Source organism: Streptomyces sp. NPDC058576 (assembly GCF_042718715.1).
Classification (GTDB): Bacteria; Actinomycetota; Actinomycetes; order Streptomycetales; family Streptomycetaceae; genus Streptomyces.
This window is the reverse complement of record NZ_JBHXPF010000026.1, coordinates 1-23,585: the sequence shown is the minus strand read 5'-3', so window position 1 is coordinate 23,585 and position 23,585 is coordinate 1. Positions and strand designations below refer to the sequence as shown.

Sequence of the window (23,585 nt, the reverse complement as noted above, 5' to 3'; positions counted from 1 at the left end):
GGTACGGACCATCTGCGGGGATGTCGCTCATCCTCGCGGGATGCGGACGACGCCTTCCTGGATGACGGTGATCGCGAGGCTCCCGTCGGCGGTGTAGATACGGGCCTGGCCCAGTCCCCGGCCGCCGGAGGCCGACGGCGACTCCTGGTCGTACAGGAGCCACTCGTCCGCCCGGAACGGCCGGTGGAACCACATCGCGTGGTCCAGGCTCGCGCCGACCACGTCGCCGACCGCCCAGCCGCCCCGTCCGTGGGCCAGGAGCACCGAGTCGAGCAAGGTCATGTCGGAGACGTACGTGGCCATGCAGACGTGCAGCAGCGGGTCGTCGGCGAGCTTGCCGTTCGTCCGGAACCACACCTGCGAGCGCGGTTCGCGCGGCTCGCCCACCGTGCCGAACGGGGGCGCGTCCACATACCGCAGGTCCACCGCCTGCCGTGCCTCGATCAGCCGGTCCACCACCTCCGGATCGCTGAAGCGGTCCGCGTACCGGGGCAGCATCTCGGCGGCCGTCGGCAGGGTCTCCGGGTCCGGGGCGGTGGGCATGGGCGCCTGGTGCTCCATGCCCTCCTCGTGGGTCTGGAAGGAAGCGGAGAGGTGGAAGATCGGCTGCCCGTGCTGGACGGCGACGACGCGGCGGGTGGTGAAGGACTTCCCGTCGCGGATGCGGTCGACGGTGTAGACGATGGGCGCGCCCGGGTCGCCGGCCCGCAGGAAGTAGGAGTGCAGGGAGTGGGCCCCGCGGTCGGCGGGCACGGTGCGGCCCGCGGCGACGAGCGCCTGGGCCGCGACCTGGCCGCCGAACACCCGGGGCACGAGCGCGCTGCGGCTCAGGCCCCGGAAGATGTCCCGCTCGATCTGCTCCAGGTCGAGCAGGTGGAGCAGATCGAGCAGGGGATCGGGACTCTCGTTCATGGAGGGAACGTATCCCCTTACAGACCCATGGACTTGGCGATGATCGACTTCATGACCTCGCTGGTGCCGCCGTAGATGCGGTTGACCCGGTTGTCCGCGTACAGGCGGGCGATCGGGTACTCGTTCATGAAGCCGTAGCCGCCGTGCAGCTGGAGGCAGCGGTCGATGACGCGGTGGGCGACCTCGGTGCAGAACAGCTTCGCGGAGGCTGCCTCTGCCGCCGACAGCTCACCGGCGTCCAGGGCCTCCAGCGCGCGGTCGGCGACGGCCTGGGCCGCGTCCACCTCGGCCTGGCAGGCGGCCAGTTCGAACTTGGTGTTCTGGAACGAGGCGACCGTCTTGCCGAAGACCGTGCGCTCCTGCACGTACTCCTTGGCGAACCGGACGGCGGCCGCGGCCTGGGCGTACGCGCCGAAGGCGATGCCCCAGCGCTCGGAGGCCAGGTTGGTGCCGAGGTAGCCGAAGCCCTTGTTCTCCTCGCCCATGAGGTCCTCGACCGGGACCTTGACGTCGACGAACGCCAGCTCGGCGGTGTCGGAGACCTTCAAGCCCAGCTTGTCGAGCTTGCGGCCGACCGAGTAGCCCGCGGACTTGGTGTCGACGGCGAAGAGGGAGATGCCGAAGCGGCGGTCGTCCTCGCGCGGGGCGGCGGTGCGGGCGCAGACGATCACGCGGTCGGCGTGCACGCCACCGGTGATGAAGGTCTTCGCGCCGTTGAGGACGTAGTGCGTGCCGTCCTCGGAGAGCTTGGCGGTGGTCTTCATGCCCGCGACGTCGGAGCCGGTGCCCGGCTCGGTCATCGCGAGGGCCCACATCTCCTCGCCGGTCGCGAACTTCGGCAGCCAGCGCTTCTTCTGCTCGTCGGTGGCGAGCATCTTGACGTAGGGCAGGCCGAGCAGCGTGTGCACGCCGGAGCCGCCGAAGGAGACACCCGCGCGGGCGGTCTCCTCGTAGATGACGGCTTCGTACTTGTGCGAGTCGATGCCCGCGCCGCCGTACTCCTCGTCGACCTCGATGCCGAAGATGCCCAGCTCGCCCAGCTTGAGGTAGAAGTCGCGCGGCACGACGCCCGCGGTGAACCACTCGTCGTACACCGGCACGACCTCGGCGGCGATGAAGGCGCGGATGGTCTCCCGGAACGCCTCGTGGTCCTCGTTGAATACCGTACGGCGCACGGGGTGCCTCCTGGGTCGGCAGTCGATTCGTCGATGGCTAAGCGCTTGCTCAGACTCCCTTCGAAGTTACCCGCCGGTTGCGGTCGCTGTCCAGGGTGATGCTCGGCACGCGAAGGACCGGCCGAGGCCGGGAGACGGACCGATTGTCAGTGGCGTGGGGGAGTATCGAGGAGAGACGGCGACGGGAAGGAAGGTGAGGGTGTGAGGCTGGAGGACCTGGCCCGGCTGCGTCGGGCCCGCGACCGCATGGACCGCGAGTACGCCGAACCGCTCGACGTCCCCTCGCTGGCCCGCGACGCCCTGATGTCGGCCGGCCACTTCTCCCGCAGCTTCCGCGCCGCCTTCGGCGAGACCCCGTACAGCTATCTCATGACCCGGCGCATCGAGCGGGCCAAGGCACTGCTGCGCCGGGGCGACCTGTCGGTCACGGACGTCTGCTTCGCCGTCGGCTGTACGTCGCTGGGCTCGTTCAGCACCCGCTTCACGGAGCTGGTCGGGGAGAGCCCGAGCGCCTACCGGGCCCGCCCCCACGAGGCGGGCGAGACCATCCCGGCATGCGTCGCCAAGATGCTCACGCGACCGGTCAGGAATGGAGAAGCGGATCGCACCCGCCGCCCGTAGCGTGAAATCCATGCACATCAATCTCTCGCAGTGCTTCATCGCCGTCGACGACCACGACAAGGCGCTCGCCTTCTACCGCGACGCCCTGGGAATGGAGGTGCGCAACGATGTCGGATTCGAAGGCATGCGCTGGGTGACCGTCGGGTCCCCCGCGCAGCCGGACGTCGAGATCGTCCTGGAGCCCCCGCTCGCGGACCCGAACGCCCCGGCCGCCGACCGGCAGACCATGGCCGAGCTGCTCGCCAAGGGCATGCTGCGTGGCGTCATCCTCTCCTCCGACGACGTGGACGCGGCCTTCGAGAAGGTCCGCGCCGCGGGCGGCGAGGTGCTCCAGGAGCCGATCGACCAGCCCTACGGCGTCCGCGACTGCGCCTTCCGGGACCCCTCCGGCAACATGCTCCGCATCACCCAGGCCAAGAAGTGACAGCCGCGAAGTAGCGGCAGAGCAGCAGCAGTCGAGCAGCAGCAGTCGAGAAGTAGCACCCGCCCTCAGGGGCCGGGGCCGAAAGCGCCCCGGCCCTCCCGCACGACCAGTAGGCTCCGCGCACCGGCGGACCCCCGCACCAGCCGAACAACCAGCCGCATCAGCCGTACCGGCCGGGCCCCGCACACAGCAGGCTCCGCGCACCAGTGATGGAGAGACGACGAGCATGGCTCCGAGAACGAAGACCCAGCAGCCGCCCGCGCCGCACGCTGCCGACAGCCACGACCTGATCCGTGTGCACGGTGCGCGGGAGAACAACCTGAAGGACGTCAGCATCGAGCTCCCCAAGCGCCGGCTGACGGTGTTCACCGGGGTCTCCGGCTCGGGCAAGAGCTCGCTGGTGTTCAGCACCATCGCCGCCGAGTCCCAGCGGCTGATCAACGAGACGTACAGCGCGTTCGTCCAGGGCTTCATGCCCTCGCAGGCGCGGCCCGACGTCGACGTGCTCGACGGCCTGACGACCGCGATCATCGTCGACCAGCAGCGCATGGGCAGCGACCCCCGCTCCACGGTCGGCACCGCCACCGACGCCAACGCCATGCTCCGCATCCTCTTCAGCCGGCTCGGCAAGCCGCACATCGGCCCGCCCGGCGCGTTCGCCTTCAACGTCCCTTCGGTGACGGCGAGCGGCGCGATCACCGTCGAGCGCGGCAACAAGAAGGCGGTCAAGGCGACCTTCAGCCGCACCGGCGGCATGTGCCCGCGCTGCGAGGGCCGCGGCTCGGTCTCCGACATCGACCTCACTCAGCTCTACGACGACTCCAAGTCGATCGCCGAGGGCGCGTTCACCATCCCCGGCTGGAAGTCGGACAGCTGGTGGACCGTGCGGACGTACGCGGAGTCGGGCTTCCTGGACCCGAACAAGCCGATCGCGAAGTTCACCAAGAAGGAGATGCAGGACTTCCTCTACCGGGAGCCGACCAAGGTGAAGGTCGAGGGCGCGAACCTCACCTTCGAAGGGCTGATCCCCAAGATCCAGAAGTCGTTCCTCTCCAAGGACCGCGAGTCCATGCAGCCCCACATCCGGGACTTCGTCGACCGGGCGGTCACCTTCACCACCTGCCCCGAGTGCGAGGGAACGCGACTGACCGAGGGCGCCCGCTCCTCGAAGATCAAGAAGATCAGCATCGCGGACGCCTGCGCGATGGAGATCAGGGACCTCGCGGAATGGGTCCGCGGCCTGGAGGAACCCTCGGTCGCCCCGCTGCTCGAAGCCCTCCGGCAGACCCTGGACTCCTTCGTGGAGATCGGCCTCGGCTACCTCGCCCTGGACCGTCCATCGGGCACCCTCTCCGGCGGCGAGGCCCAGCGCGTCAAGATGATCCGCCACCTCGGCTCCTCCCTCACCGACGTCACGTACGTCTTCGACGAGCCCACCATCGGCCTGCACCCGCACGACATCCAGCGCATGAACGACCTGCTGCTGCGCCTGCGCGACAAGGGCAACACGGTCCTCGTCGTGGAGCACAAGCCGGAGGCCATCGCCATCGCGGACCACGTCGTCGACCTCGGCCCCGGGGCCGGTACGGCGGGCGGCACCGTCTGCTTCGAGGGCACCCTGGAAGGACTCCGCGCCTCCGACACCGTCACCGGCCGCCACCTCGACGACCGGGCCGTCCTCAAGGAGGAAGTCCGCAAGCACACCGGGGCGTTGGAGATCCGCGGCGCGACGGCGCACAACCTCCAGGATGTCGACGTCGACATCCCGCTCGGCGTCCTCACCGTCATCACGGGCGTCGCCGGCTCCGGAAAGAGCTCGCTCGTCCACGGCTCGATCCCGGCGGGCGAGAACGTCGTCTCGGTCGACCAGAGCGCCATCCGCGGTTCGCGCCGCAGCAACCCGGCGACGTACACGGGCCTCCTGGAGCCGATCCGCAAGGCCTTCGCCAAGGCCAACGGCGTGAAGCCCGCCCTGTTCAGCGCCAACTCCGAGGGCGCCTGCCCCACGTGCAACGGCGCGGGTGTCATCTTCACCGACCTCGGCGTGATGGCCAGTGTCTCCAGCCCCTGCGAGGACTGCGAGGGCAAGCGGTTCCAGGCCTCGGTCCTGGACTACCACCTCGGCGGCCGCGACATCAGCGAGGTCCTCGCCATGTCGGTCACCGAGGCGGAGGAGTTCTTCGGCTCCGGCGAAGCGGCCCTGCCGGCCGCGCACAAGATCCTCGACCGCCTCGTGGACGTCGGCCTCGGCTACCTGAGCCTCGGCCAGCCGCTCACCACCCTGTCCGGCGGCGAGCGCCAACGCCTGAAGCTGGCAACGCACATGGGCGACAAGGGCGGCGTGTACGTCCTCGACGAGCCGACCACCGGCCTGCACCTCGCGGACGTCGAGCAGCTCCTCGGCCTCCTGGACCGCCTGGTCGACGCCGGGAAGTCGGTGATCGTCATCGAGCACCACCAGGCGGTCATGGCCCACGCCGACTGGATCATCGACCTCGGCCCCGGCGCGGGCCACGACGGCGGCAAAATCGTCTTCGAGGGCACCCCGGCCGACCTGGTCGAGGCCCGCTCGACGCTGACGGGGGAGCACCTGGCGGAGTACGTGGGGGAGTGAGGGCGTCAGCCCTCGGGGCCCTTTCCGCCTGCCTTCCGGGTCAGCCGGAAAGGGCCCGGGGCTGGTCCGGCTGCGGCCGTGAGGCGGGGGCGAACGACCGGACCCGCTCCGGACGCTCCGGTACGGTCGCGGCATGCCGTTCTACGTTCACGCCCAGGACCAGCCGGATGTGGCCGACCAGTTGATGGAGCTGTGCGAGGAGCACTGGTCCTACATGGACCGCTTCGACAGCCGGCTGATACTCCGCGGGCCCACCCTGTCCGACGACGGGGAGGAGCACACGGGGAGTGTCCACGTCGTCGACCTCGCCGACCGTGCCGCCGCCGAGCGGTTCGCGACCGAGGAGCCGTTCTGGAAGGCCGGTCTCTACCGGGCGTTCACGGCGGTCGCGACGGTGGTGCTGCTGCACCGCGAACCGGCGGCGGATGCCCCCTACACGCTGATCACCGCCCGGTGGCCTGCGCGGGACCGTGCCACGGGCCCGGTCGAGCAGGGGCTGCTGGGGGCGGTGCCGGACGGGCGACTGACCTTCGTGGCTGTTCTGGTCGACGACGAGGGAGCCGGTACGACGGGGGTGGTCGCGGCCGTGCAGGCGTTCCCGGACGAGGCGCGGCACCTGGTCCAGCCGTTCGCGGATCAGCTCGCGGGCGGACCCGCGCCCCTCGGGGCGCAGCGCTGGCAGCGCGGCGGACGCTCCTGAGGGACGGGTCCCCTCAGCCGGCGTGAGGATCGGGCGCGGGGCCGGTCCGGCTGCGGCCATGAGGGGCCACGGGTGACGATGGGTCCATGACCCGCGTTCTGTCGACACCGCCCGCGATGATCTCCGGCTGCCTCGCCACCGCCCCGCGACACGTGCTCGCGGTAGCCGACAGCGGGCTGCTGCTGCGTCCGTGGGAGGCGGCCGACGCGGGGGCGTTCCTCTCCGCGTACGCGGACGAGGAGACCCGCCGCTGGCACACGCACCGGCCCTCGACCGAGACCCAGGTCCGGGAGTGGTTCGAGGGGTACCGCCGGGACTGGGAGCGGGAGAAGGGCTGCCACTGGGCCGTCGCCCGCGTCAGCGGCGAGGTGCTGGGCCGGATGGCGTTGCGCGGCCTGGATTTCGACGACGGCGTCGCGAACGTGGCGTACTGGGTGCTCCCGGACGCACGCGGCGCCGGGGTCGCCACCCGCGCACTCGCGGCGGTCAGCGCGTGGGCGCTGGACGACATCGGCTTCCACCGCCTGGAGTTGGACCACTCGACGCGCAACCACGCCTCGTGCAGGGTCGCCACGAAGGCCGGCTACCGCCTGGAGGGCACCAAGCGCAACGCGGCCGTGCATGACGACGGCCGGCACGACATGCATCTGCACGCCCGGGTCAGGGGCGACTGATCCTGTCGCGCAGCCAGGAGTTGATGCCGTCGAGCGCGGTGGCGGCCAGGGCGGTGGGGTGGCCGGTGAAGCCGTGGGGCGAGGCGGGGTAGACGCGCAGCTCCACGTCGTTGCCGGCCGCCGACAACCGGCCCGCCAGCGTGAGGTTGTCCTCCAGCAGGATGTCCTCGGCGCCCACGACCAGCAGGGCCGGGGGAAGTCCGGCCAGGTCGGCGTAGAGGGGCGAGATGTCGGGAAGGGTGCGGTCGTGGTCCGGCACATGGCCGACGTACGCCTGGATGAAGTACTCGTCCGCGATGAGGCGGCCGCTCGGGGTCCGCGCGCTCAGGTCGTAGGTGCCGAAGCGGAGCGCCGCCCCGGTGAACCGGTCGGCGACGTCCCGGTCCCGCAGCCGGAGCAGGGTCGCCAGGGCGAGGGTGGCCCCCGCCGAGCTGCCGCCGATCGCGAGCCGGGAGGTCCCGAAGCGGGCCTCCGCCTCCTCGACGAGCCAGAGCGCCACCGCTTCGCAGTCGTCGGGAGCGGCCGGCCAGGGGTGCTCGGGTGCGAGCCGGTAGTCGACGCCGACGACGGCGATGCCCAGGGCGTCCGCGAGCGCGCGGTGGCGCTCGTCGCCCTGCGCGGCGGAGCCCATGTAGAAGCCGCCGCCGTGGATGCCGAGGTAGACCCCTTGGGGCGGACCGCCGGACGGCAGGAAGATCCGGACCGGGACGCGTACACCGGCGGCCTCGACCGTCTCTTCGACGGGCGGCGGAACGGCGGCACGAGGTGCGCTCTTCTTCGCCCGCGCCTCCTTGAGCTCCTGGAGGCCGGCGGGTCCGCGGCCCGCCGCCCGCGCCCGGTAGAAGTCGCGGGCCTCCGCGACCTGCTCGGCGGGCACGTCCGCGAACAGTGCTTCCAGTGCGAATCGCACGCGTCGCTCCTCAGTCCGTTCGGGTCTCACCCGGATGCTATCGGCGCCGCCGCGAGGCCGGTCGGCCTCGCCACAGGACCGGACATGACGTCTGTCATGAACAGTGGTGACAGGGCGCACCGACCAGCCTGCCCCGCGCGGGGCAGGCTGGTCGGAGACCCGCGCACCGGACGCCGACGGTTGGACAAGAGGCCATGCAGAAGAAGATCGAGAACGACCTGCTCATCGTCGAGGACCTGACGCTGCTGATGATGGACGACGCGTCGGGGGCCATCGCGGGGGCGGGCACGCTGTACTACACGCTGGGCGGCGCGGTCCTCGTCGAGCTGGGCCTCGACGGTCACATCAGGGCCGACGAGAACGACGCGGGCCTGAACGGCGTGAAGGTGCACGCCGTCGCCGGTCGTACACCGTCGGATCCGCTGCTCCGGGCCGCCCACGCGAAGGTCGGGGAGCGCCTGCGCGGCGTACAGACCCTGCTGATCGAGCTCGGTACGGGGGTGGCGAAGCGGGAGGCGGTGCTCGACCGGCTCGTGGAGCGGGGCGTGCTGCGCCAGGAGACGAAGAAGACCCTGGGCCTGTTCCGTACGACGTCGACGAAGATGGCGGACACCGGGTACAAGAAGGCCCTGGTGGAGAAGGTCCGGGCCGTCCTGATCGACGGGGCCGAACCGGACGAACGTACGGCGGCGCTGACCGGACTGCTCTCCGCGAGCGGCACGCTGCCGACGCTGCACCGCTCCATTCCGTGGTCCGGCAAGGTCTACCAGCGGGCGAAGGAGCTGGAGGGGAGCAGCTGGGGCGCGGAGGCGGTGAACGCGGCTGTGCTGCGGACGGTGGCGGCGGTCTCCGCGGGGACCGCCATCGCCGTCAGCAACTAGACCGCCGGCGCCGTCGGCCATCAGGACGGGCTTTGTGCCGGGGTCCCGGTGCCAGGGGTCGCTGCCCGGGCCAGGGCCGCCGGAGCCAGGGTTCAGACGATCATGCAGGGTGCGGAGGCGTGGCCCTGGCGGGCGGCCGAGGCGAGCCGGTGGTTCCCGTCCTCGATGGGACGGGGCGGGCCATCCACGTCCGGCGGGTGGACCGTACGACGAGGTCGTCGCGGTGGCGCACGTCCTCGGGCCCGCCGTCGACGAGCCGGTCGAGCGCGGCCAGGTCGTCGGCGTCGACGCGCCCGTCGAGAGAGCCGCGGATCCGCTCGAAGACCAGGAAGGCGTACCGGCCCGCTCCCTCGGGCAGCGGGGCGCGCAGCTCCCACTGCTCGGCGCGTTCCTGCTCGACGGAGAAGCCGGCCGCTGCCAGCAGGGAGCCCCAGTCGGCGCCCCGGTGCGGCAACTGCTCGGCGTGCAGGCCGTCGAGCGCCGCTCGGCAGCGGGATTCCAGCTCACCCGGGCCCCCGTCCGCGGGCAGGAAGTCCGGCATCCCGTCGGTCTCCGCCACGGCCAGCAGCCCGCCGGGACGCAGCGCGGCACGGATGCCGGCCAAGGCGGTCGCGGGGTCGTCCATGTGGTGCAGGGACGCCGACGCCCAGACGAGGTCGGCATCGGAAATTCCGGGCAGCCCCGCACCGGCATCGGCCTCCAGCGTGCGCACACGGTCGCCCAGCCCCCGGTCCCGGGCCGCCGAGGTGAGCCGCTCCAGCATGGCGGGGGAGCTGTCGACGGCGGTCACCCGGGCGGTCGGGAACTGCTCCAGCAGGGCGAATGTCCCGGCCCCGGTCCCGGATCCGAGGTCGACGACGTGCCGGACGTCGTCACCGGCCAGACAGGCGATACGCCCGGTGAGCGCGGTCAGATGGGGCGCGAAGAGGGCGGCGTCGAGGTCGAGGATCTCGGGAAGGCCGTTCCGCGTCGCGTCGGAATCGTGGGTGTGGGCGTGGGCGGAGTGGTCCGCAGGTCCGTGCTGGTGCTGGTGCTGGTGTGTGTGAGCCATGCAATCGAGCGTACGGCTCCTTGCGTCTGATGCATGCAACCTTGCCTATAACGCAAGAAGGTGGCGCTGGAGCCAGCCTCGTGCGCAAAGGGATCGGGCCTGGAGTGCACAACCATTGGCCGCGCGGATGGTCTTTCTGGACAGGTGGTGGCGGCAGGCTCACCTGTCGACCACGAACGCACATCCGGGGGATGAACAATGAAGACTTCTCGACTCCGTACCGCTTCGGCGATCTTCGTCACGATCGCGGCCACGGCGACCGCCGCACCGGTCTTCTCCGGGACGTCGATGGCGGCTACCTCGGCCTCCGCCGCGCGTCAGCAGGTCGACTTCAACGGGGACGGGTACGAGGACATGTTCGTGTCGGTGCCCGACGGCACCGTGTCCGGCATCAAGAAGGCCGGGTACGTGGCGGTGTATCCGGGCGACGCTAAGGGCATCAGCCCGGCCCGGCACCAGGTGATCAACCAGAACACGCCCCAAGTCCCCGGCTCGGCTGCCGCGAACGCGGGGTTCGGCACGGCGACGCCCGGCGACATCGACCGCGACGGCTACACCGACCTGCTGGTCTCGGCCGGCCAGGGCCCGCGGATCATCCTGTTCGGCGGCAGGAGCGGTCTCGGCACACGGGCCGTCGAGTTCCAGGGCCGGGGCAACGCGGTGGGCGACTTCGACGGTGACGGTCGTACGGACGTGGCCGGGGTCGACCGGACGGACTGGGCCGGGAAGATCGTGCTGGACGAGAACATCGGCGCGGACGGCTCCGTCGGCAGCACGCGTACGGCACTCGCCGCGGACGACGGGGTCACCGACTTCGAGAGCGTGCAGGCCGCGGACATCAACAACGACGGCAAGGACGACCTGCTCGTCCGTACCGGCTGTACCGAGGAGCCGGACTGCGGCGGGACGTCGCTGTACCTGTCGACCGGTACGGGCTTCACCTACACGCCGATCGCCACCACGCCCGGAACGTACCTCAGACACGCCTCGGTGACGGTCGGTTCGGTCAACGGGGACGCCTACCCCGACCTGGTCTTCACCCGGCAGCCGACCGGCATGGACAGCGACCTGGACTTCCCGAGCAAGGGCGGCGCGGTGGCGATCGCCCTCGGCGGCCCCAACGGGCAGAACACATCCGTGAAGCCGAAGTGGATCACCCAGGCCACCGCCGGAGTCCCGGGCGCCGACGAGGCGGGCGACGCGATGGGCGCGAGCGCCGCGGTGGAGGACCTGGACGGCGACGGCTACGGCGAGGTCGTCGTGGGCCTGCCGGGCGAGGACGTGGACGCGGCCAAGGACGCCGGCGGGCTCCTGGTCTTCAAGGGCCGCGCCTCGGGCATCACGGGCGCCGACACGCAGGTGATCGGCCAGTCCACGGCGAACGTCCCCGGCGTCGACGAGCAGGGCGACGCCTTCGGCGGCGAGGTCCACGTCGTACCCGCCGCCAAGGGCGTACCGGCGACCCTGGCGGTGGCCGCCCCCGGCGAGAACGCCGGCCAGGGCGGCGTCTGGCTGTTCAAGGGCAGCTCCACGGGCCCGGTCACCAAGGGCAGCGTCTCCTTCGGCGAGTCGAGCCTCGGCGTGACGCCGTCGCCGGTCCGCTTCGGGACCCAGCTGGGCTGACGGTTCCCGGGGCGAGGTCGGGCCCGATCCGCTTGTGAGATGCAGTTCTCGGCAGGTGTGACCATCACGTCGACCGCTCAACGGTGCCGAACTCTCCCGATGATCGTTCAAGGTCGACTTCGACCATGGCCTCAACGATGCACCACCCGTCTCCCGTAGCGCGGAGGGGATGACCGATCAATGTGTGTCGAGCCCCAGACGATTCGGCACATCCACCATGGTGCAGAGCGCCGCGACTTGCTCCTCCAAACAGCTCAGGGCGTCCGCGAGGGAGAGTGCGTGAGGGTCGCGTAGGTGCGCGCCGCCGAGTTCGGGACGCAAGAGGACGAAGCAGTTGTGCATCGCGATCCCGACTAGCACCGCGAGCAAAGGAACTTGGGCAATCGTGGCGGCTCCTTCCGCTTGCTCTGCTGCGCTCGCCTGTCGCCGTGAAGGTTGGCGACCGGTTGCATGCGGCAGGAGCGTCGGACTCCTTTCGTTCTGCTCGTTTTCCCTCGAACTTACGCCGGCGCTTCCTCAGCACCTTCGCGGAGATCGTCAGGTGGGGAATTCGCCGATCCAGGTGCGCTGGAGAAGGTGCTTGGGGAGGTAGTCGGACTCGATGTCGAGGGGGAACTCGGCGTCGTAGGCGAGGCAGGCGATGGCGAGTGGACCGAGGGCGATGCTGCCGTCGATGTCTGTGGCGCGGTCCTCGGTGAGGGTCCAGTAGGTCTTATGGAGTTTGAGGGCGTCTACGAGGGCGGGGGCGAAGCCGTCCCGGTCGTTGCGGACGTAATGGTAGAAGATATTGATGGGCGGGTAGAGCACGGCCTGGAGCAGGTCTTGTGGTGCGATGCGGGCGACGGCGGGGTCGGACGCCTCGATGGTGGCGATGAGCTTGTCCGCGAGGCCGGGCCGACGGAGCCACCAGGTCTGAAGGGTGTCGACCCAGTGGTAGATGTACTCGTCGTAGGAGCCCTCGGGTGAACGGAGCCGGTCCAGGGGGATCTCGCTGAGCTGGGTCATACGTTCCTGGTCACGGCAGATGACAGCCATCCAGAATGCCGACAGCCAGGTGCCCGCATCGGCAAATGAACGAGGGCCGGTGGCAGGGATGGAACGGAGCTCCCTGTCGATGCGGCACTCCACCCGCTCCTCGTTTGTGGTGGTTACAGCGAAGAGGGCCGACCCCACCTGCATTGCGGTGACGGCGGACTCCCATGTTTCCACCGCTGCCGATTGCGGATCGATGATGCACCTGGAACGCAAGGTCATGAGCGCCGTGCCGAATATTGATCGGATGGCTTCAGGGGAATGTTCGAGACGCCCGATTCCCGTGGACAGATGCGCTTCAACGCGTTCGGTAAATTCCTCGGCCTCGGGTCCCGTGGGCAATGCATGGCGGGCAATGTCTACAGTCACGGAAGGGGCCCCTTGCTGATGTCGAAGCGGCGATACTGATAACCAGTATACGTGCCCATATTCTTCTCCCCCTTGACAACAACATAGTCCAGCCGGTTGTCTTCAAGCGCTCTTTCCGAGGCTTCTATCGTGTCGAACTCTCCTCGCTTCTTCATGGCATCAATGATGTCGAGGAAATATTCTTGGCTTCCCTGGGATGCTCGTCTACTGTCTTGAAGCCTGCGACTGCCCAGTCCGTTCCAGTGCTGCTCCTGGCTTCAATGACAACGACGCGACCGCCCTCGTGTGTCCAGACCTGATCGAACTGGTCATTGCCATTCTTCGGTCCGAGGAGCGGTTGCTTTTCGAAGTCTGAATACCTTTCCGCAACGAAGTGGTGCTCCGCGGCCTTTTCGCCGAAGTCCTCCGCGGATTTCCCCATCTGGGTATGGGATTCCTTGTAGGTGCCCCGAGCTTCGGCCCACTCGGCCGCTGTTTCGGAGGTCCCCAGCTTTTCGTGGAGGGTCGCTGAATCGCCCTTCCATTTTGCTACGAGATTGTCCCACTGGATGTCGAAGTAACGTTTTTGTGCGGCCGAGTCAAGAAGCTTCAGCCTGCCACGGCTCGTGACGGTGTCTGCTCCCACCGCAATGTAGTCCTCGTCGAGGAAGCGCGGGCTTGGAGGCGGAGGAACATCCTTGGCTCGGACCCAGGGGCCGTCCGGCAAGGGTTGTGCGAGCTGGGGGGAACCCGCTCTCGTCGTGGACCTCCACCCGACGGCGAGTCCCGTCCCAAAAGGCTCGTTCGAAGCCACGGGGCAAAGCGGCGTGAACCGAACAGCACGCGACTACGCCGAAGCCTTGCATAAGCAGGGCACGTGAGTAAGCGTGCTGGAAGGCTGCGGCGTCGTCAGCCCAGCTGATGGCCGACAGTCGGTTCAACACCGTACGTGAAGGCATGTTGCTCACTTCAGAAGATTCAGCCCCTTGGCACGCAGCCCTTGGAAAACATCCCTCACGGATTTGTCGAGGTTGGAGAAAACTGCGGCGAACTCCGTCTTGGGTGCTTCAGGCTGAGCTCCTGCCAGGCGGTCCCCAATCCGCCCCGCACGAGATGCGGCGCTTGGTGATGGGCTCCAGCCGCTCTGAGACTCTTCGGCGAGTGGTGGCCACCGTCGGTGTAGGTTCCATCAACTTCGCGCCGCCACAGACCTGCCCTCGTCCTTTTCCTCCACATCGCTGGAATATCGACTGGTTGGGCGTTCCCCTCGGGGATTCGTATCATGCCGGCCGCATAAGCGGAAGGCCGCCCGACCCAACTGCCGCCGGGGCCGTCTGCGGAGCCGTTCGTCATGCCGTCCGGTTGGTCAGCCCGGAATCCTGCTGGGTCTGCCGGGTTGTCACCCAGGCCGCCGGTATCGTTCGCGACCGAGGGGGCTCAAAGCGGGACGGATTCGACTACTCAGGCATCAACTTCGCCCGCCCAGCCGAACTTCAGGAGCTCTCTCGGTAGGTATTCCGATTCGATATCAACCGAAAACCCGTTGTCGTAGGCCATAGAAGCAATGGCCAAGGGAGCCAGTGCTACCAGGCCATCGCTGTCCATGGCTCGCGCCTCATCAGCAGTCCAGTACTGCTTGTGCCACGTGAGAAATTCGGCCAGTGATTCATTGAACTTCTCGGCCTCGCCACGGTTGTAAAGCTGGAAGAGCTCAAGTGGCGGGTACAGAATCTTGAGCAAGGTCTCTTCGTCTGCGATCCGTGCCGTCTCAGGGCGGGCCATTTCGATTGCTGTGACCAAACTGCTCCACATGTCGTCGCCACGGCGCAGCCAGTAGCTTTGCAGCGCCTCGACCCACTTGTAGACGTACTCGTCGAAGACGGCTCCGGATTCACGGAGGAACGCCACGGGAACGCGCATGAGCCGGTCGAGACGGGCCTCCTCTCGGCAGATGACTGCCAAGTAGACAGACGTCAGCCATGCTCCGGCGTGCGCGTAGGGTACGGGCCCGGTCGCGGGGAGTTTCTTCACTTCGTCGTTCACCCCGATACGGCAAACCACGGGGCCGTCCGTGGCTGTAGCCGAATCGAACAGGGCCGATCCCACCTGCATGGCGGTGACCCATGCCTGCCAGGTGCTGAACTCCATCCCCTCAGGGTCCCCTGCGCAGCGGGACATGGCCACGGTCACGCAGCAACCGAGAGCGCGGGAGCGGGACATGTCCGAGACATCCAGCCTCGAAAGTACTCGCTCCGCGCTTTCCGTGAGACTCGTCATGTCTGCCCGGATTGCTTCAGTTGGGAAGTCGTGGCGGGATACTTTGGCCACTGATTCGCTCCTTAATCGATCTTCAGATGCTCAAGGACGGATCCATCATGAGATCCCGACCTTTCCTTCCCCTTGACCAGGACGTATTGGATCTTTCCGTCTTCGAGTGCGTCGAACAGCTTTTCGGCGAGCCGCCTGTCCTCGCCGCCTCGTTTCCACATCTCGTGGAAGATCGTCTTGAGATATGGCCTGGTTCCTTGCTTGACCATCATGTTCGCAGCCGGCCCTGCGCCAAGTCGGGGTGGGTTGAGGTTCGCCTTGGGGCCCTTTTGTTCGACAATCAGGAAGTTGCTGTCATTGCTAAGTTCATAGAGTTCATCCAGAGCGTTGGCGCCATTTGGTGTCTTCGGTAGAGTGATATGTTTAGCCGTCGGAAAGAGTTCGGGTATGGCATGGCATCTGGAGGCAAATTCTCCGAGCTTCTGGGAATGTTTGCTGTTGTTGGGAACTCCGGGGAGCTGATCGTCGTAGGCTCGCTGTGCTGCATCGAGATCGGACCTGTTTAGGGCTGAGGGGTTCTCGTCGAATGCCTTCTTCGCATTGGATAGATCAACGCTCACCCGGCTGTTCTTCGCCGCCTCGTCCAATTTGGGAAGATGCTGCGGATCAACCGATTCAGGTTTGAGTGGGGTGCGGCTGTGTCTGATTTCCGACGGGCTGTGTGGGAGGTCGTACTTGGCGATCAGAGTACCGTCGGGAAGTTTCTTGAGGATGGGTAGCTCGACGCCGTCCACCTTCACTGTTCTGTCGCACCTTTGGTTGGCCAACAACGATGAAGCGTGGCGCGCGAAGTACTACCGTGACGACGCCCATCGCTGGCACAGCGCGCGCCCACGATGAGGGCGGCGGTGACCACCGCCAGCGCGACGGCCAGTGGGGTGGGCAGAGCATAAGGGCGCAGGAGGTCAGGCCCGGCGGGCGCGTGTCCAGTCGTGGTTCTCGCGTACGACGGTGAAACCGGCCGATCGGTAGAGCGCTGCCGCCGCCTCGTTGCTCGCCGGCGTCAGGACGGCCACCGCGCTCGCGCCCCGGTCGGCGAGGGCCGCGCAGGCGCCTCGGACGGCGTCGCGGCCGTAGCCGTGGCCGCGGTGGTCCGGGTGGGTGCCGACCGGTTCGAGCAGGCCGCATCTGCCGGCGCCCGCGAACCAGCCGGTCGCCGCGGCCGCGGGGTCTCCCCCGGGCGTACGCACGAGCGTCTCCACCGCCAGGTGGCCCGCCGGGGACGCCCGCATCGTCTCCCAGTGCTTCAGGGCGAACGTGGACCTCTGGAAGGCCGACCTGTGCACCAGCACCCGGTCGGCCCCGTCGGGCTCGCCGACCCGCTCGGCCCGGGTCGTCACCGGCTCCGGGGTCCAGGACAGGGCGAGCCAGGTCTCCTCCGGGTCGGGCCGCCATCCCGGTATGGGCAGGCCGTCGGACCAGTCGTTGCCCGGTACGAGCAGCTCCTCGGCGTCCGCGGCGAGTGCCCCGAGATCGGCGTCGGGCGCGGCGGTCACCCGCAGGACGGGCCCGTCGAGGAAGCCCACGGCGACGGTCGCCGCGGCGTCGTACCGGGGATCGGGCCGTCCGTCGCCCCGGGCGTCGACCCAGAGGTGGACCGTCGCGTCCGCGTGGCGCAGGAGCCAGCCCACGTCCCCGGGGTGCAGGCCCCCGGCCGGGGCGTCGGCCGGTGTCCACGTGCTGAGCGCACGCAGTGCCCGGGAGGTATCGGCAGGGGACAGGGCGCGCCGCTTGACTGGGGGCATGAGCGCGAGGCTAGTGCCCCGGCCGGCCCGGGGCAGCCGAATATCCGCTCCCTCAGGTGGATGGTCGCGGTGTCCCTCTCCCCGTGTCCTCTTCCGTCCTCCTCCCCTTCCTCCGCCCCGGATCATCCCTGCCGCAGGGCGAACCACAGCTCCGCCCGTACGTCCATGTCGTCCAGGTCCGCGCCCAGCAACTCCCCGCACCGCCCGATGCGTTGGCGGACGGTGTTGCGATGGACGGCCAGGGCCACCGCCGTACGGTCCCAACTGCCGTGCAGGGAGAGCCAGCAGCGCAGGGTGTCGGCCAGCGGCGCGGTGAGCGGGGCGAGAAGGGCGCGGGCGTGGGCGGCCGCCTGCTCGGGCGGGACCAGGGCGGCGAGCCCGCCGACCGGGGTGTCCACCGCCAGCGGAGCGCGGGTCGCCCGCGCGTGGGCCAGGGCGCGGGCGGCCAGGCAGTCGGCGGCGTCGAGCGCGTCGACGGGGGTGGGGGCGGACGCGCCGAGCGTCCAGCCGGGCTGCGGGCTGATCCCGTCCCCCTCCGGCAGCAGCACCCGGACCGGGCCGTCGCCTCCGTGGCCCGCGTCGACCAGGGCCGTGCCCAGCGACGCGCCCAGCGCCCCGGCCGTCAGGGCGTCCGCCGGGGCGCCGTCCGCGCGGCGGGCGTGGATCACCGTCCAGGAGCCGGTGGGGCCGAGCAGCGGCACCACCTCGGCGGGGGAGGCGCCCAGGAGCATGCGGACCAGGGCCGCCGACCGGCCCGCCGCGTCCGCGCCCTGGTGAGGGGCGGCCAGGAGCGACAGCAGGACCACCGCGATGCCCGCCACCGTGTGGTCGCCGGACTCCCGCCGCCGGGTCGCCAGCGCCAGGACCAGACCCTCGCCGCCGCCCAGCGCGTACGCGGACAGGTGCGTGTCGCCGTGGGCGTCGGTGGCCGAGGCGGGCGCGCCGGGGCGTTCGCGGGCCACCACGCGCGCCAGGCGGGTCAGTGCCACCGCCGTCGCCCGTGCGGTGTGGGGGCCGGTCCCGTGCATCTCCCCGGCGGGGCGGCCCGCCGCGAGGGCGTCCCCGGCGGGGCGGCGGCCCGCCGCGAGGGCGTCCCCGGCCGGGTGGCGGCCCGCCGCACGGGGCTCCTCGGCCGGGTCGCGGCCCGCCGCGTGCACCTCCTCGCCGCGTGCCGTCAGCAGGACCGCCCGGCCGCCGAGCTGTGCCGCGAGCTGGTGGAGCACCGCCGGTACGGGGTCGGGGCGGGCAGCCGCCGTCGCCAGGGCCTGCTGGGCGCGGGTCACCCGGCGCAGCTCCCGGTGGCGCGCCTCGGCCATCAGCCGCCACACCGCCCGCGCGATCGTCGTGAACGGGGTCTCCGGCGGTACCTCCAGCAACGGCAGGCCATGCCGGTCGCACGCCTCGATCAGCGCGCCCGGCACCGTCTCGTGGACCGGGCGCACCCCGAAGCCCAGCGCCGCCGCCCCCGCCTCCACCAGCCGGCCGACGTAGTGGTCCGGGTCCGTCAGCAGCACCCCCGCGCTCAGCAGCAGCTCGCCACCGAGCAGATACGGATACGGATCCGCCATCTCCGAGGTGTGCACCCAGAGCAGGTCGGCTTCGGCCGGGCCCGCGATCCGGCGCAGGCCCAGCTCCTTGCTCGCCAGGAGTTCCGCCAAGGGGATGGGCGGGGTCGGGGGGCCGGGTGGCGGGGCCGCGGTCGGCGGTGTGGTGGCTGCGGGAGGAGACGGCATGGACGGTTCATCCATTCAGTGCGTTGAGGATGGAGGAAACGTACACTTCAGCGTCGGCTTTCGGCCACCTACCGTCTTCCTCGCACGTACATCTGTTTGCGCGAGACGGAGGGAAGCCCATGGCTGTCGACTACGCCGTGATCGTCGTCTACCTGGCCGGCATGCTCGCCATGGGCTGGTGGGGCATGCGCCGCGCCAAGTCCAAAGCCGAGTTCCTGGTCGCGGGCCGCCGCCTCGGACCGGGCATGTACTCCGGCACCATGGCCGCGATCGTCCTCGGCGGGGCGTCCACCATCGGCGGCGTCGGGCTCGGCTACCAGTACGGCCTCTCCGGCGCGTGGATGGTCTTCACCATCGGCCTCGGGCTGCTCGCGCTGTCCGTCTTCTTCTCCGCCCGGATCGCCCGGCTGAAGGTCTACACCGTCTCCGAGATGCTCGACCTGCGCTACGGCGGCCGGGCCGGGATCATCTCGGGCGTGGTGATGTGGGCGTACACGCTGATGCTCGCGGTCACCTCGACCATCGCGTACGCCACCATCTTCGACGTCCTCTTCGACGTGAACCGGACCGTCGCGATCGTCCTCGGCGGTGCGATCGTCGTCGCGTACTCGACGCTCGGCGGCATGTGGTCGATCACCCTCACCGACATGGTCCAGTTCGTCGTCAAGACCATCGGGGTGCTGCTGCTCCTGCTGCCGATCGCCGTCGTCAAGGCGGGCGGCTTCAGCGAGATGAAGGCCCAGCTGCCCACCGAGTACTTCGACCCGCTGGGCATCGGAGGCGAGACGATCTTCACGTATGTCCTGATCTACACCTTCGGCATGCTCATCGGGCAGGACATCTGGCAGCGCGTCTTCACCGCGCGCAGCGACACGACGGCGCGGTGGGGCGGGACGGTCGCCGGTACGTACTGTCTCGTCTACGCCATCGCCGGGGCCGTCATCGGCACCGCCGCCAAGGTGATGTACCCGAACCTGGCGAGCGCGGACGCGGCCTTCGCGACGATCGTCAAGGACGAGCTGCCGATGGGGGTGCGCGGTCTGGTGCTCGCCGCCGCGCTGGCCGCCGTGATGTCGACGTCCTCGGGCGCGCTGATCGCCTGCGCCACGGTCGCCAACAACGACATCTGGTCCCGGTTGCGGGGGGTCGTGGTCCGGGGCGGGGGCGGTGACGAGCCGCACGACGAGGTCAGGGGCAACCGGATGTTCATCCTGATCATGGGCGTCGCGGTCATCCTCATCGCCATCGCGCTCAACGACGTGGTCGAGGCGCTGACCGTCGCCTACAACCTCCTGGTGGGCGGGCTGCTCGTGCCGATCATCGGGGGGCTGCTGTGGCGGCGCGGCACGGCGGCGGGGGCGCTGTCGGCGGTGTGCGTCGGGGGTGTCGCGGTGATCGGGCTCATGGCGTACTACGGGATCCTCGCGAACCAGCCGATCTACTACGGGCTGCTGGCGTCGCTGGCCGTGTACGTCGTCGTCTCGCTGGCGACGCCGCCGACGGATGCGGCCGTGCTGGCCGCGTGGCGGGAGCGGTTGGCGGGGCGGGGTGGTCCGGACCCGGATGCCTCGGCCGAGCCCATCGCCTCCGGCGCACCTGGCCCGTCCGCCACTTCCAGCCCGTCCGGCGTCTGAGGACGGAACCCGTGCCGTGCCACCCCAGCCCGTCCAACGCTTCAGGACGGAAGCATCGTGCCAGCCCACCCCAGCCCGTCCGGCGTTTGAGGACGGAAGCCCGCTGCCGGATCGGCCGAGCCAAGAGATGCCCTCAATCGCCGGGCGGGCTGGTATGGGCTGGCCGAGCCCAAAGATGCCCTCAATCGCCGGGCGGGCTGGGATGGGCTGGCCGAGCCCAAAGATGCCCTCAATCGCCGGGCGGGCTGGGATGGGCCGGACGGTCCGAGATGGGCCGGGCGACCGGTATCGGCCGGGCGGCCCGGGATCGGCCAGGCGGCCTGGGATCGGCCGGGCGGGCCGGGATCGCCGGGCGGGCCGAATCGGGCGGGCCCGGGGCCATCAGCCCGCCCGGCGATTGAGGGCGAAGCGGCCGCCGGACGACCACGGCACCCCACCGCACCCCGCACACTTGACACCGTAGAAACCCGAAGGAAAGGCACACCCCCATGAGCAGCACCGACTCGCCGCGCGGCCCCATCGACTCCTCCCGCGTCCCGCGGTACGCCGGGCCCGCGACGTTCGCCCGGCTGCCCCGGCTCGACGAGGTCGGCCGGACCGACGTCGCCGTGGTCGGCGTGCCCTTCGACACCGGGGTCTCCTACCGGCCCGGGGCCCGCTTCGGAGGCAACGCCATCCGTGAGGCGTCCCGGCTGCTGCGCCCGTACAACCCGGCCCAGGACGCCTCCCCGTTCGCCCTCGCCCAGGTCGCCGACGCCGGCGACATCGCGGCGAACCCGTTCAACATCAACGAGGCCGTCGAGACCATCGAGGGCGCGGCCGACGACCTGCTGGGCACCGGCGCACGCCTGATGACCCTCGGCGGCGACCACACCATCGCCCTGCCCCTCCTGCGCTCCGTCGCCAAGAAGCACGGGCCCGTCGCCCTCCTCCACTTCGACGCGCACCTGGACACCTGGGACACCTACTTCGGCGCCGAGTACACCCACGGCACCCCGTTCCGCCGGGCCGTCGAGGAGGGCATCCTCGACACCTCCGCCCTCTCCCACGTCGGCACCCGCGGCCCGCTCTACGGCAAGCAGGACCTGACCGACGACGAGAAGATGGGCTTCGGCATCGTCACCTCCGCCGACGTCATGCGGCGCGGCGTCGACGAGATCGCCGACCAGCTCCGTCAGCGCATCGGCGACCGGCCGCTGTACATCTCCATCGACATCGACGTCCTGGACCCCGCGCACGCCCCCGGCACCGGCACCCCCGAGGCCGGCGGCCTCACCTCCCGTGAGCTGCTGGAGATCCTGCGCGGGCTGTCCTCCTGCCACCTGGTCTCCGCCGACCTGGTCGAGGTCGCCCCCGCGTACGACCACGCCGAGATCACCTCCGTGGCCGCCTCGCACGCCGCGTACGAGCTGACGACGATCATGTCCCGCCAGATCGCGGCGGAGAAGGAAACCACGGGAGCCGAGGACGCCAAGTGAGCCACGACCACCACGACGACCGGCCCCAGCTCACCGCAGCCCAGGCCGCCGCCGTACTGGACCCGCCGGCCGGCCGCAACGGCGGCGACCTCGTCGTCGAGTCCCTCCAGGGCCTCGGCGCGACCACCGTGTTCGGGCTGCCCGGTCAGCACGCGCTCGGCATGTTCGACGCGCTGCGCCGCTCCTCCCTCCGCTACGTCGGGCTCCGCGTCGAGAACAACGCGGGCTTCGCCGCCGACGCGTACGGCCGGATCACGGGGGAAGTCGCCCCGCTCCTGCTGTCGACCGGGCCCGGCGCGCTCACCTCGCTCGCCGCGCTCCAGGAGGCGGCCGCCGCCTCCGCTCCCGTCCTCGCCATCTCCAGCCAGATCCCGACGGCGGGGCTCGGCGGCGGGCGGCACGGCTATCTCCACGAGCTGCGCGACCAGCAGGCCTCCGTCCGCGACATCGTGAAGTCCGTGCACACCGTGCGGACCGCGTCGCAGATCCCCTCCGCCATCGCCGCCGCCTGGGAGTCCGCGCTGACCGCCCCGCACGGGCCGGTCTGGGTGGAGATCCCGCAGGACGTGCTGCTGGCCGAGACGACCCTCCCGGTCGTCAGCGCCATGGACGCCACCCCGCGCGAGCTCTACCCGCGCCCCGAGCTGACGATCGCCGCCGCGCATCTGCTGTCGAACGCCGAGCGGCCCGTGATCATCGCGGGCGGCGGAGTGGTCCGCTCCGACGCCTCCGGCAAGCTCGTCGCGCTGGCCGAGAAGCTCGACGCACCGGTCGTCACCACCTTCGGCGGCAAGGGCGCGTTCCCCTGGGAGCACCCGCTGTCGCTGCGCTCCTGGCTGGAGGACCGGCACACCACCGACTTCCTGGAGGACGCGGACGTCCTGCTCGTCGTCGGCTCGGGGCTCGGTGAACTCTCCTCGAACTACCTGACCTTCCGCCCGCGCGGCCGGGTGATCCAGATCGAGGCGGACGCCGGGAAGCTGGAGTCCAACCACCCCGCGCTCGGCATCCACTCCGACGCCCGTGAGGCGCTGTCGGACCTCCTGGAGGCCGTCGAGCCCCGCGAGGACGCGGACGCCGCCGAGCGCGTGCGTACCGTGCTGGAGAAGGTACGGGTCCGGATCGAGGCCCAGGAACTCACCCTGGAGCAGCAGGTCCTCGCCGCCGTCCGCGAGGCGCTGCCCGACGCCGCGCCCAGCTTCTGGGACATGACGATCCTGGCCTACTGGGCCTGGTCCGCCTTCGACGCCCGGCGCCCCAACACCATGCACTCCGCCCAGGGCGCGGGCGGCCTCGGCTACGGCTTCCCGGCGGCCATCGGCGCGGCCGCCGCCGACCCGACGAAGCCCGTGCTCGCGGTCTCCGGCGACGGCGGCGCGATGTACTCCATCGCGGAGCTGGCCACCGCGCGCCAGTACGACCTGCCGCTGACCTGGCTGATCGTCGACGACGGCGGCTACGGCATCCTGCGCGAGTACATGACGGGAGCCTTCGGCGAGACCACCGGCACCGAGCTGTCCCGCCCGGACTTCGTCGCCCTCGCCGAGTCCTTCGGCGTCCCGGCCGTCCGGACGACTCCGGAGTCCCTCGCCGCGGACCTGGGCAAGGCGCTGGCGGCCCCGGGGCCGTCCGTCGTCGTGCTCCCGGCGCTGCTGCGGATGTTCGAGCCGACGCACCTGTAGGCCGGGCGCGGGAGCGGGCG

At 70.2% G+C, this 23,585-nt stretch carries 21 protein-coding genes; 10 read left to right on the top strand and 11 right to left on the bottom strand.

Annotated features, from left to right (window positions below; all coding sequences use genetic code 11):
* Positions 1 to 27 precede the first annotated feature (27 nt).
* On the bottom strand, positions 28 to 912 hold the full coding sequence (locus ACFWRV_RS19505; RefSeq protein ID WP_384336140.1) for an acyl-CoA thioesterase: 885 nt from the start codon (positions 910 to 912) through the stop codon (positions 28 to 30).
* 17 nt (positions 913 to 929) lie between these two features.
* Positions 930 to 2,087 (bottom strand): acyl-CoA dehydrogenase family protein, encoded by a 1,158-nt coding sequence (locus ACFWRV_RS19500; protein ID WP_384336137.1) that lies wholly within the window; start codon positions 2,085 to 2,087, stop codon positions 930 to 932.
* A 201-nt stretch (positions 2,088 to 2,288) separates the two neighbouring features.
* Between ACFWRV_RS19500 and ACFWRV_RS19495 the strand changes: the two genes are divergently transcribed.
* The 5 genes from ACFWRV_RS19495 to ACFWRV_RS19475 all read left to right on the top strand — a co-directional run bounded on the left by ACFWRV_RS19495 (position 2,289) and on the right by ACFWRV_RS19475 (position 7,120).
* Positions 2,289 to 2,708, top strand: a complete 420-nt coding sequence (locus tag ACFWRV_RS19495; RefSeq protein WP_384336135.1) for a helix-turn-helix transcriptional regulator — start codon at positions 2,289 to 2,291, stop codon at positions 2,706 to 2,708.
* A gap of 10 nt (positions 2,709 to 2,718) precedes the next feature.
* Positions 2,719 to 3,132 (top strand): VOC family protein, encoded by a 414-nt coding sequence (locus ACFWRV_RS19490; RefSeq protein ID WP_384336133.1) that lies wholly within the window; start codon positions 2,719 to 2,721, stop codon positions 3,130 to 3,132.
* A 226-nt stretch (positions 3,133 to 3,358) separates the two neighbouring features.
* Positions 3,359 to 5,746, top strand: a complete 2,388-nt coding sequence (locus ACFWRV_RS19485) for an excinuclease ABC subunit UvrA (protein ID WP_384336131.1) — start codon at positions 3,359 to 3,361, stop codon at positions 5,744 to 5,746.
* Positions 5,747 to 5,879: 133 nt separating this feature from the next.
* A complete protein-coding gene (locus tag ACFWRV_RS19480) occupies positions 5,880 to 6,446 on the top strand; it encodes a YciI family protein (RefSeq protein ID WP_384336129.1) in 567 nt (188 codons plus the stop codon).
* A gap of 86 nt (positions 6,447 to 6,532) precedes the next feature.
* Positions 6,533 to 7,120: a GNAT family N-acetyltransferase gene (locus ACFWRV_RS19475; RefSeq protein ID WP_384336127.1), complete on the top strand. Its 588-nt coding sequence runs from the start codon at positions 6,533 to 6,535 to the stop codon at positions 7,118 to 7,120.
* Here ACFWRV_RS19475 and ACFWRV_RS19470 read toward each other — a convergent pair.
* A complete protein-coding gene (locus tag ACFWRV_RS19470) occupies positions 7,107 to 8,030 on the bottom strand; it encodes an alpha/beta hydrolase (protein ID WP_384336125.1) in 924 nt (307 codons plus the stop codon). The two genes, ACFWRV_RS19475 and ACFWRV_RS19470, sit on opposite strands and share 14 nt — an antisense overlap.
* Before the next feature lie 194 nt (positions 8,031 to 8,224).
* Here ACFWRV_RS19470 and ACFWRV_RS19465 point away from each other — a divergent pair, with 194 nt between their 5' ends.
* Entirely contained in the window at positions 8,225 to 8,911 is a 687-nt protein-coding gene (locus tag ACFWRV_RS19465) for a GPP34 family phosphoprotein (RefSeq protein WP_384336123.1), read from the top strand.
* A 100-nt stretch (positions 8,912 to 9,011) separates the two neighbouring features.
* Here ACFWRV_RS19465 and ACFWRV_RS19460 read toward each other — a convergent pair whose 3' ends face one another.
* Complete coding sequence (locus ACFWRV_RS19460) at positions 9,012 to 9,962, bottom strand: methyltransferase (protein WP_384336121.1); 951 nt, start codon at positions 9,960 to 9,962, stop codon at positions 9,012 to 9,014.
* A gap of 198 nt (positions 9,963 to 10,160) precedes the next feature.
* Here ACFWRV_RS19460 and ACFWRV_RS19455 point away from each other — a divergent pair, with 198 nt between their 5' ends.
* Positions 10,161 to 11,585 (top strand): FG-GAP repeat domain-containing protein, encoded by a 1,425-nt coding sequence (locus ACFWRV_RS19455; RefSeq protein ID WP_384336120.1) that lies wholly within the window; start codon positions 10,161 to 10,163, stop codon positions 11,583 to 11,585.
* Between the two features lie 537 nt (positions 11,586 to 12,122).
* On the opposite strand, the gene ACFWRV_RS19450 is transcribed toward ACFWRV_RS19455, so the two are convergent.
* The 7 genes from ACFWRV_RS19450 to ACFWRV_RS19420 all read right to left on the bottom strand — a co-directional run bounded on the left by ACFWRV_RS19450 (position 12,123) and on the right by ACFWRV_RS19420 (position 18,786).
* The gene (locus tag ACFWRV_RS19450; protein ID WP_384336257.1) at positions 12,123 to 12,839 is read right to left on the bottom strand and encodes an immunity 49 family protein; all 717 of its coding nucleotides are present in this window, start codon (positions 12,837 to 12,839) and stop codon (positions 12,123 to 12,125) included.
* Between the two features lie 143 nt (positions 12,840 to 12,982).
* Positions 12,983 to 13,141, bottom strand: a complete 159-nt coding sequence (locus ACFWRV_RS19445) for a hypothetical protein (RefSeq protein ID WP_384336118.1) — start codon at positions 13,139 to 13,141, stop codon at positions 12,983 to 12,985.
* Complete coding sequence (locus tag ACFWRV_RS19440) at positions 13,138 to 13,611, bottom strand: hypothetical protein (protein WP_384336116.1); 474 nt, start codon at positions 13,609 to 13,611, stop codon at positions 13,138 to 13,140. Before ACFWRV_RS19440 ends, ACFWRV_RS19445 begins: the two co-directional genes overlap by 4 nt.
* Positions 13,612 to 14,426: 815 nt before the next feature.
* Positions 14,427 to 15,113 carry an immunity 49 family protein gene (locus ACFWRV_RS19435; protein ID WP_384336114.1) on the bottom strand — a complete coding sequence of 229 codons (687 nt, stop codon included), beginning with the start codon at positions 15,111 to 15,113 and terminating at the stop codon, positions 14,427 to 14,429.
* A gap of 191 nt (positions 15,114 to 15,304) precedes the next feature.
* Positions 15,305 to 16,033 (bottom strand): hypothetical protein, encoded by a 729-nt coding sequence (locus tag ACFWRV_RS19430; protein ID WP_384336112.1) that lies wholly within the window; start codon positions 16,031 to 16,033, stop codon positions 15,305 to 15,307.
* 165 nt (positions 16,034 to 16,198) lie between these two features.
* The gene (locus tag ACFWRV_RS19425) at positions 16,199 to 17,038 is read right to left on the bottom strand and encodes a GNAT family N-acetyltransferase (protein WP_384336110.1); all 840 of its coding nucleotides are present in this window, start codon (positions 17,036 to 17,038) and stop codon (positions 16,199 to 16,201) included.
* Between the two features lie 122 nt (positions 17,039 to 17,160).
* Positions 17,161 to 18,786 (bottom strand): PucR family transcriptional regulator, encoded by a 1,626-nt coding sequence (locus tag ACFWRV_RS19420; protein WP_384336108.1) that lies wholly within the window; start codon positions 18,784 to 18,786, stop codon positions 17,161 to 17,163.
* A 104-nt stretch (positions 18,787 to 18,890) separates the two neighbouring features.
* Between ACFWRV_RS19420 and ACFWRV_RS19415 the strand changes: the two genes are divergently transcribed.
* The 3 genes from ACFWRV_RS19415 to ACFWRV_RS19405 all read left to right on the top strand — a co-directional run bounded on the left by ACFWRV_RS19415 (position 18,891) and on the right by ACFWRV_RS19405 (position 23,565).
* The gene (locus ACFWRV_RS19415) at positions 18,891 to 20,405 is read left to right on the top strand and encodes a sodium:solute symporter (RefSeq protein WP_384336106.1); all 1,515 of its coding nucleotides are present in this window, start codon (positions 18,891 to 18,893) and stop codon (positions 20,403 to 20,405) included.
* 488 nt (positions 20,406 to 20,893) lie between these two features.
* Entirely contained in the window at positions 20,894 to 21,883 is a 990-nt protein-coding gene (gene speB / locus ACFWRV_RS19410) for an agmatinase (RefSeq protein WP_164611796.1), read from the top strand.
* Positions 21,880 to 23,565, top strand: a complete 1,686-nt coding sequence (locus tag ACFWRV_RS19405) for a thiamine pyrophosphate-binding protein (RefSeq protein WP_384336103.1) — start codon at positions 21,880 to 21,882, stop codon at positions 23,563 to 23,565. Before speB ends, ACFWRV_RS19405 begins: the two co-directional genes overlap by 4 nt.
* The last annotated feature ends 20 nt before the right edge of the window (positions 23,566 to 23,585 follow it).